Genomic DNA, 8,614 nt, shown 5'->3' with positions numbered 1-8,614 from the left:
CTCTGGCTTCGGTGACGAATGCCTGTTATGACCTTTGGGCAAAAAAACGTGGGGTACCGCTTTGGAAATTATTACTGGATCTGTCACCCGAAGCCTTAGTTCAAACGCTGGATTTTTCCTATCTGGAAGACGAAATGACGGCGGAGGATGCTGTAGCCCTGCTTACCAGCCAACAAAACGAGCGACGTTCCCGCGAAGGAATTTTACAAAGCGGCTATCCCGGCTACGATACCTCAGTCGGCTGGTTTAATTACTCGGATGAGCAGGTACGCAGCAATTGCCAACAGGCACTCGACGCCGGATTTTCGGCCATTAAACTAAAGGTAGGTTCGGAAGACGCCGAGCGGGATGTCCGCCGGGCTTATTTGTTACGGGAAGTCGCTGGCCCCGAGGTAAAAATCATGCTCGATGCGAACCAGCAGTGGAATCTGCCCAAGGCGAAAGCGGTATGCAAAAAGCTAGCCTCCATGAATCCCTTCTGGATTGAAGAACCCACCCATCCCGATGACATTTGGGCTCATCAGACATTGGCTCAGGAGATTGCTCCGGTGAAACTGGCCTTAGGCGAACACGTGCCGAATAAGGTACTGTTTAAGAATTACTTACAGACGCAATCGGCGGCATTTATTCAGGTAGATGCCGTCCGCGTCGGCGGCGTGAGTGAATTCTTAACGGTCAGTTTACTCAGTAAAAAATTTGGTATTCCAGTGGTGCCGCACGTGGGGGATATGGGTCAATTACACCAGCACCTGGTACTCTTCAATCACATCGCCATGGGACATGAAGCTCTATTTTTAGAACATATTCCGCACTTGAAAAAGCACTTTGTCCAGCCCGTTCGGATCAATCATGGTGTTTACGAAACGCCGCAGGAACCGGGGAGTAGCTGCGATTTACTCGGCGTTTAAGGGCCCCTTTCTTCTATGATTCATCCTCTTGATAGTGTCATTAGCGGAAGTTACATTCTGGCTATTTTCGGGATTGGTCTGTGGACGGGACTCCGCCACCAGCAACGAACGAAAGATAATGGAGCCGGAGCGTACTTCCTGGCCAGCAAATCGCTACGGTGGCCCATGATCGGTCTGGCGTTGTTCGCCTCGAATATTTCCTGCGTACACCTGGTCAGTCTGGCTCAAAGTGGCTTTGATACGGGCCTGTTAAACGGAAATTTTGAATGGATGGCGTCCCTGGTGCTCATCCTGCTCGCTCTGTTTTTTGCTCCGTATTACATTCGCTCCGGGGTCACCACGCTCCCCGATTTTCTGGAACAACGCTACGACCGGGCCAGCCGCGATTGGCTGACGGGGGTGTCCATTGCTTCAGCGATTATCGTTCACATTTCTTTTTCGCTGTTGGCGGGGGGTATCGTGTTGGAAACCTTGTTTGCCGTGGATATGTACACGGGTGTTATTGCCATTTCGGTAATTACGGCGATCTATACAATTGTGGGTGGACTTTCGGCCGTCGTCGTTACGGAATCGATTCAAACGATCGTCCTCGTATTAGGAGCCCTGATTATCAGCGTGGCGGCTTATGACCAAATGGGGGGCTGGCAGGAGATGGAAGCCGTACTGAAACAGACCCACCAACTCGAAAAACTATCCATGATGCGTCCGGCGGGTGATAATAGTGGCATGCCCTGGTACGCGGTGTTTCTCGGTTACCCGGTACTGGGAATCTGGTACTGGTGTGCTGACCAAACGATTGTCCAGCGGGTACTGGGAGCCAAGGACGAATACCATGCCCGGATGGGCCCTTTATTCTGCGGTTTTATCAAAATCCTGCCCGTTTTTATTTTCGTACTGCCTGGACTTTTTGCTTATACCTTAGCCCAAACGGGTAGACTAGACCTCTCAGCCTTGAAAAATCCGGCTTCGGGTGAAATCCACACCAAGGGCATCTATACGCTAATGATTACTCAACTACTACCAACCGGCCTGATCGGGATTCTGGTGGCGGCTCTGTTGTCCGGACTCATGAGTCAGATTTCCGGGGCTCTCAACTCCATTTCTACCTTGGTCAGTTATGATCTGTACCAACGCTACCGGCCTGATACTACGGATCGTCAATTGATACGCGTAGGAAAAATTTCGGCGGGTTTGGCTCTGTTGGTTTCACTGCTGATTTTACCCTTGCTAAATCGCTACGAAAGTATCTTCAATGGCCTCAACGATATCATCGCTCACCTGGCTCCCCCCATCACCTGCGTTTTCCTATTGGGGATTTTCTGGAAAAAAGCATCGGCTGTTTCCGCTAAAATAACCTTGTGGTTTGGGTCCGCTCTGGGCTTTGTTGTATTTGTTCTCGCGAAACTGGCCCCGGAAAGTGCAATCGGTGATGTACCCTTTTTGATGGTAGCGTTTTATTTGTTTTGCTTTTGTGTGATGCTTCAGGTTGTTCTCAGTAAAGCTTTTCCGGATGCCGCTCCTTCCCGGCTTCAGTTGCTGTACTGGAAAACTACATCGGACCTGCCCGCGGCTAGCGGTAGCTATCAATGGTTGTCGCTTCTATTGGGCTGCGTCATGGGAATCCTGTTTTGGTGGTTTCGTTAAGAATGGAATGCTATTAAGGTTAGTAATCCACCCCAATGAATAATCGTATTATCTATCTCTTTACCGGATTTATCCATTTTAATGGATTTTTCGCTTCTCTACTTTTGCTTCGAAATAGTACGATTCAATGAAAATATTGACGTTATAAAAGCACGAGCTGCTTCCGAGTCATTCCACAAAACAAAGCCTCAAAATCAAACCTATGAGCAAACAAAACTTTACTTTCCTTCGATGGCGATTGCTCATCGTGATGTGCTGCCTGTGTTGGGTAGCCACTGGTTACGCATCCGCTATCGCCTTGCCCATTACTGGCAGGGTTACCTCGGCGAAACAGGAACCCGTACCTGGCGTCTCCATCATCGTCAAAGGAACTACCCAGGGAACCGTAACTGACGCCGAGGGACGGTATTCCCTGAAGGTTCCCGATGGTCAGGCGGTACTCGTCTTTTCCTTTATTGGGTACGAAACGCTGGAACAGCCCGTCAACGGTCGCAGTGTACTGGACGTGACTTTAAAAGAAAGTCAGCAGGAACTCAATGAAGTCGTAGTTGTGGGTTACGGTACGCAGAAAAAAGTGAACGTAACCGGAGCAGTAGCCACCGTCAATGGCGATGAACTCATCAAACGACCCATCACCAACCCCACGGCCATGCTTCAGGGAACCATGCCGGGAGTCCAGATTGTACAGGGACGGGGAGAACCGGGTAACGAAGGTGTTTCGGTACGTATACGTGGTACCGGTACTTTTAGTGGAGCCGGATCCGATCCGCTGGTTTTGATTGACGGGGTACAGGGTAATTTATCCGATCTCAACCCGAACAACATTGAAAATGTGTCCGTACTGAAAGATGCGGCTTCGGCTTCCATCTACGGGGCTCGGGCCGCTAATGGCGTCATTCTGGTGACGACAAAGAAAGGCAGCGACGGCAAGCTGAATGTGCAGTACAGCGGGAATTACGGAATCAATAAAGCCACCAAGTTGTTTGATCTGATCACGAATTCAGCCGAGTACATGGAGCTGTACAACGAAGCCCGGATCAATTCGGGTCTGACTTCAGGATTGTATTCCCAGCAACAAATTGATGAGTACCGGAATGCCACGGACCGTCGTCTGTACCCCAACACCGATTGGCTGGGTCTGCTGTTCCGGACGGCTCCTACCCACATGCACGATCTGACTTTCAGCGGCGGTCGGGGTGGTACGCATTACAACGCCTCCATCGGGTACGTGAACCAGAAGGGAATTATGAGGGGCTTCGATTACGAGAAGTACAACGCCCGACTCAACCTCAGTTCCGAAATCAATTCGCGAATCAAATTTGGGGCTAACCTTGCTCTCAAGTCCGGTAAAACGGAATCGCCTGTATTTGGCTCCGAGGATATGTTTTTATCGGCGATGTCGCAGGCTCCTACCTACGCTCCGCAGCTAGCGGATGGGAGTGGACATTTCACGTATAAAGCCTACGATTTTGAGTATAATAACAAAAACCCCATGGCCCTGCTGGCCGGACGCATCAATCGGGATAAGTTAGACTATTCGGCGAATACCCAGGGCTGGTTTGAAGTAAACTTAGCCAAGGGCCTGACCTGGTACGCCAAGGGTGCGGTGAATGCAGATTTCTACAAAACCAAGTCGTTTAAGCCACCCCTGCAGCTTTACAATTTCCGTACGAACGAATTCATGGCAACCCTCGATTTAGGCGGCGGATTGGAAGTCAACGATGAGCAGAATATCTATACGAACCTGTTTTCGTACCTGGATTACGCCCATACCTTCGGGGATAGTCATGACTTTAAACTCCAGGTAGGGTACAGTACCGAACGCAATACCTTTCAGTACCTCAACGGAACCCGCCGGAATTTTCCCACCGATATTTTACAGGAGCTGGACGCCGGCAGTCCTTCCATTCAGTATGCCAACGGCTCGCAGTATCAATGGGCCATTCGCTCGTTCTTCGGTCGACTCAATTACAATTTCAAGGAGCGGTACTTGTTAGAAGCCAATATGCGGTACGATGGAACCTCGCGGCTCAGTTCGGCTTCCCGTTGGGGCATCTTCCCGTCATTCTCGGCGGGTTGGCGACTGTCGGAAGAAGATTTTGTGAAAAACCTGAATCTCAACTGGCTCACCAACGCCAAGGTACGGGGTTCGTGGGGGCAATTGGGTAACCAGAACATTGGCAACTACCCCTATCAGGCCATTCTCAGCTTTACGGGAAATTATTCCTTTGATGACTCCAACCTTTCTTCGGGCGTAGCTCAGACGAATTTATCCAATGCCAACATCAAATGGGAGACGACAACGATTGCCGACGTAGGTCTTGATCTGACGTTATTTAAAGGGCTGAACGTAACGGCGGATTGGTACCGCAAGACTACTTCGGACATTCTGAGAAGTTCGCAGGTAACGGGTGTTGTAGGATTAGGGGCACCGACCATCAACAATGGAACCCTGCAAAATACGGGTATGGAGTTGGCTATTTCTTATAATCACCTGGTATCAAACGGAGCATTGGCAGGCCTGAACTACACCATAGGCGGTAATCTGGAGCATTACAAAAACAAGCTCGTAAAATTTGGTCAGCGGGAAATTGACGGGTACCGAATTCGCGAAGAAGGCCGCGAGTATAATACCTACTACATGCTGGAAATGGTCGGGATTTTTCAGTCCACGGAAGAAATTAATGCCGCTCCCAAGCAGTACAATGACGCTACCGTACCCGGAGATATCCGCTACCGCGACGCCAACGGCGATGGCAAAATCAATGATGATGACCGCGTGGTGATGTCGGGCAATTATCCGGGCCTGAACTACGCCTTCAATCTGTCGGCTAACTGGAAGGGATTCGATTTCTCAACGCTGTTTCAGGGCGTCAATAATATTCGATTTTTCGTAGATAACTGGGGCACGGTTCCGTTCGTACAGGGTTCACCGCCGACGGTCGACTGGCGAAATCGCTGGACACCTGAGAACCCGTCGACAACCATGCCCCGCATTTATTGGGGTTGGGGTGCCCCCGACCGCATCCGCCGGGCTTCTTCCTACTTTCTGCAGGACGCGTCGTATCTCCGACTTAAGAATCTGACGTTCGGCTATACCATTCCTCAAACCGTACTGAAGAAAATCGGTATGAATAACCTGCGGGTGTATTTCTCGGGTGACAATCTACTCACGTTTACGAAGTATCCCGGACTCGATCCCGAACGAGGGGGCAGTGGCAGTTTCGTTCAGTATCCTCAAAATAAGGTTTTCTCCTTCGGGCTAAACATAAAATTATAATGAAACGGCAAACCCTATCCCTGTGGGTGTTACTGGCTCTCAGTTCGTGTACCCAATCGCTGGATTTAAATCCTTTGGATCAGATTTCTTCGGCCACCTTCTGGAAAACCAAGGGTGATTTTGATAAAGCCTTAACGGCCAATTATGCCTCTCTACAGGCCGATCCCTGGGCGGTGGAGTTACCCGTCTGGAACTGCCTGACCGACGATGGTTTTGCTCAGCATAACTCGGGAAGTGCCAAGGAAATTACTTCGGGTAGTATCAGCCCTTCTACGGGCGGTTACGTGTCAGGCGTGTACAGCGAAAGCTACAAAGCCATTGCCCGGGCCAATATTTTCCTGTCACAGTTAGCGGGCTACGGCAATTCGGATATTACCGAAATGGATCGCAAACGGTACGAAGCCGAAGTTCGGTTTTTACGGGCTTTCTACTACTTTCAGTTGTATCATCTCTACGGCGACGTTCCCTTAGTACTGGAGCCGCTGACGCTGGAGACCCAAAATCAGCCGAAAGTACCCGCCGCTGACATCCTCAAGCAAATACTGGCCGATCTGGATTATGCCATTGCCAATCTGAGTACCAGCCCGTACCCACAAAATGGGGGCCACGCGGCGGTTTCATCGGCTCAGGCATTCAAGGCTCGGGTGCTCATCTTTGCGGCCTACGGTGATACTGGTACGCCTGACCCAACCCTTTTGACGCAGGTGCGGGAGTTAACTATGCAGGTAAAAACGCAGTATACGCTCAGTCCAAAGTTTGAGGACCTTTTTCGGGATGCGGGTCAGAAGAACAATCCGGAGATTATTTTTTCGATCAACTTTCTGGCTCCCAACAATACCCGCCCCTGGGATATGTACTACGGAGATTGGTTGGTAGCCAGTCCTTTACAGAATTTTGTGGACGCTTTTGAGTGTACCGATGGACTTCCCTACGGCGTATCACCGTTGACGGATAAAAAAGAACCCTTCAAAAACCGGGATTCGCGGCTGGCGAAAACGGTCTTTATTGATCATCCGGATTTCGGGAGTGGTCGGGTGCATATTCCCTCCAACAGTCGGCCTACGGGTTATGGAGTTATGAAATTCCTGGCTCCCGAAAACATTCCGTACGGCTTTTCGACGCTGAGTCAGCAGAATGCAGTCGTACTCCGGCTGGCGGAAGTGCTGCTCATGTACGCCGAAGCTCAAAACGAACTCGCCGGGCCGGATGCATCCGTGTATGAAGCAATCAATGCCGTCCGTCAGCGATCGGCCATGCCAGCCCTGCCTGCCGGTCTAACTAAAGCCCAGATGCAGGAACGTATCCGTCACGAGCGACGCATTGAGCTGGCTTTTGAAGGCTTACGGTATTACGATCTCAAACGCTGGCACATTGCGGGTCAGGTCCTGAATAATGTCAAGGACAGTTTTGTACCCTACAAGTTTGAAGATAAGTTTTACAAGTGGCCCATACCCCAAGCCGAGATTGATAAAAGTGGTGGGGTGTTGAAGCAGAATGAAAACTACTAATAATTTATTCGGATTGTTAACGGTATAACAGGTGCGTTTTCGTCCTGCTGAGATGGCTAATCTTTTAGTCTGAATAGAATGCGATAGCATGTGTTTGGCATTTACGCCATCCATGAAGACATCTGTTAATATCGAACACCTATAGATGGCAGATGAAAACCACCTCCCGCCTGTCAGCATGGAATGCTGGCAGGCTACTGGCTAGCCGTGTTGACGGGACGAAATCCGGTCTGGTTACTACCGTATCATTCGGACAAAAGGTCTATTCCTACACGATGAGTTCTAACCTTCGACAGCAAACTGACACCTCTTGTCCTTTACCTAATAACCTCGAAAGAAAGACGCATGAAGAAAAGCCTATTGCTGGTTACTCTGTTGTATAGTCTGCATACCGCCCTTGGCCAAGCTCAACCCACGCCCTTACGCCTCTGGTATCAGCAACCCGCCCGGCAATGGGAGGAAACCCTGCCTCTGGGAAATGGTCGTTTAGGGATGATGACGGACGGCGGCGTATTCAAGGAAAATCTGGTACTCAATGATATTACGCTCTGGTCGGGTGGTCGGCAGGATGCTAATAATTACGAGGCTCATCAAAGTCTGCCCAAGATTAGGGAGCTACTGTTAGCCGGGAAAAATGACGAAGCCCAGACGCTGGTCAATCAGAATTTCGTGGCCAAAGGAGCTGGATCGGGTAGGGGAGACGGAGCGAATGTACCTTTTGGTTGTTATCAGGTGCTGGGTAATCTGCATCTGCAATTTTCCTATCCGGGGGTTGATACGACGAAGGTCGTTCCCGAAAACTATCAGCGAAGCTTATCTCTGAATGAAGCCGTAGCTCGCACCCAGTATACGCTCAAGGGTGTTACCTATAGCCGGGAGTATTTTACCAGTTTTGGTGATGATGTAGGGGTGATTCGTCTTTCGGCCAATCGCCCCGGACAATTGTACTGTCGGGTACAACTGGACCGACCTGAACGTTTTAAAACCGTAGTAAAAAATCAGTCGCTCGAAATGACGGGTCAGCTTACCAACGGTACGGACGGAAAGGGAATGCGATACTTGGCTCAAATCAAACCAAGGATTAAAGGGGGTAAACTTACCGTGTTCGGGAATGAGCTGATTATTACAGCCGCCGACGAAATCATTCTGTATTTTTCCGCCGGTACGGATTTCAAGGATCAAGCATTTGAACAAACAACTCCACGCGTACTGGAAACTGCTTTGAAAAAACCGTATGCGAATCAAAAACAAACCCACGTTACTCAGTTTCAAAG

Annotated in this window: 5 protein-coding genes; all 5 read left to right on the top strand. The window is 50.0% G+C overall.

The window, feature by feature from the left end:
• Nucleotides 1-908: enolase C-terminal domain-like protein (locus tag ACOJTG_RS18575; RefSeq protein ID WP_420155190.1), on the top strand; the 908-nt coding region annotated here is incomplete at its 5' end.
• A gap of 15 nt (nucleotides 909-923) precedes the next feature.
• Nucleotides 924-2,552, top strand: coding sequence for a sodium:solute symporter (locus ACOJTG_RS18570; RefSeq protein ID WP_420155189.1), 1,629 nt, complete (start codon nucleotides 924-926; stop codon nucleotides 2,550-2,552).
• A gap of 202 nt (nucleotides 2,553-2,754) precedes the next feature.
• Nucleotides 2,755-5,832, top strand: a complete 3,078-nt coding sequence (locus ACOJTG_RS18565) for a SusC/RagA family TonB-linked outer membrane protein (protein ID WP_420155188.1) — start codon at nucleotides 2,755-2,757, stop codon at nucleotides 5,830-5,832.
• Nucleotides 5,832-7,340: a RagB/SusD family nutrient uptake outer membrane protein gene (locus ACOJTG_RS18560; RefSeq protein ID WP_420155187.1), complete on the top strand. Its 1,509-nt coding sequence runs from the start codon at nucleotides 5,832-5,834 to the stop codon at nucleotides 7,338-7,340. The genes ACOJTG_RS18565 and ACOJTG_RS18560 overlap by 1 nt, the downstream gene beginning before the upstream one ends.
• 345 nt (nucleotides 7,341-7,685) lie before the next feature.
• A partial coding sequence (locus ACOJTG_RS18555; RefSeq protein ID WP_420155186.1) for a glycoside hydrolase N-terminal domain-containing protein occupies nucleotides 7,686-8,614 on the top strand: 929 nt, incomplete at its 3' end.

Origin of the sequence: Siphonobacter sp. (genome assembly GCF_048595215.1) — a bacterium.
Classification (GTDB): domain Bacteria; phylum Bacteroidota; class Bacteroidia; order Cytophagales; family Spirosomataceae; genus Siphonobacter.
This window is presented reverse-complemented; position numbering and strand designations above follow the sequence as displayed.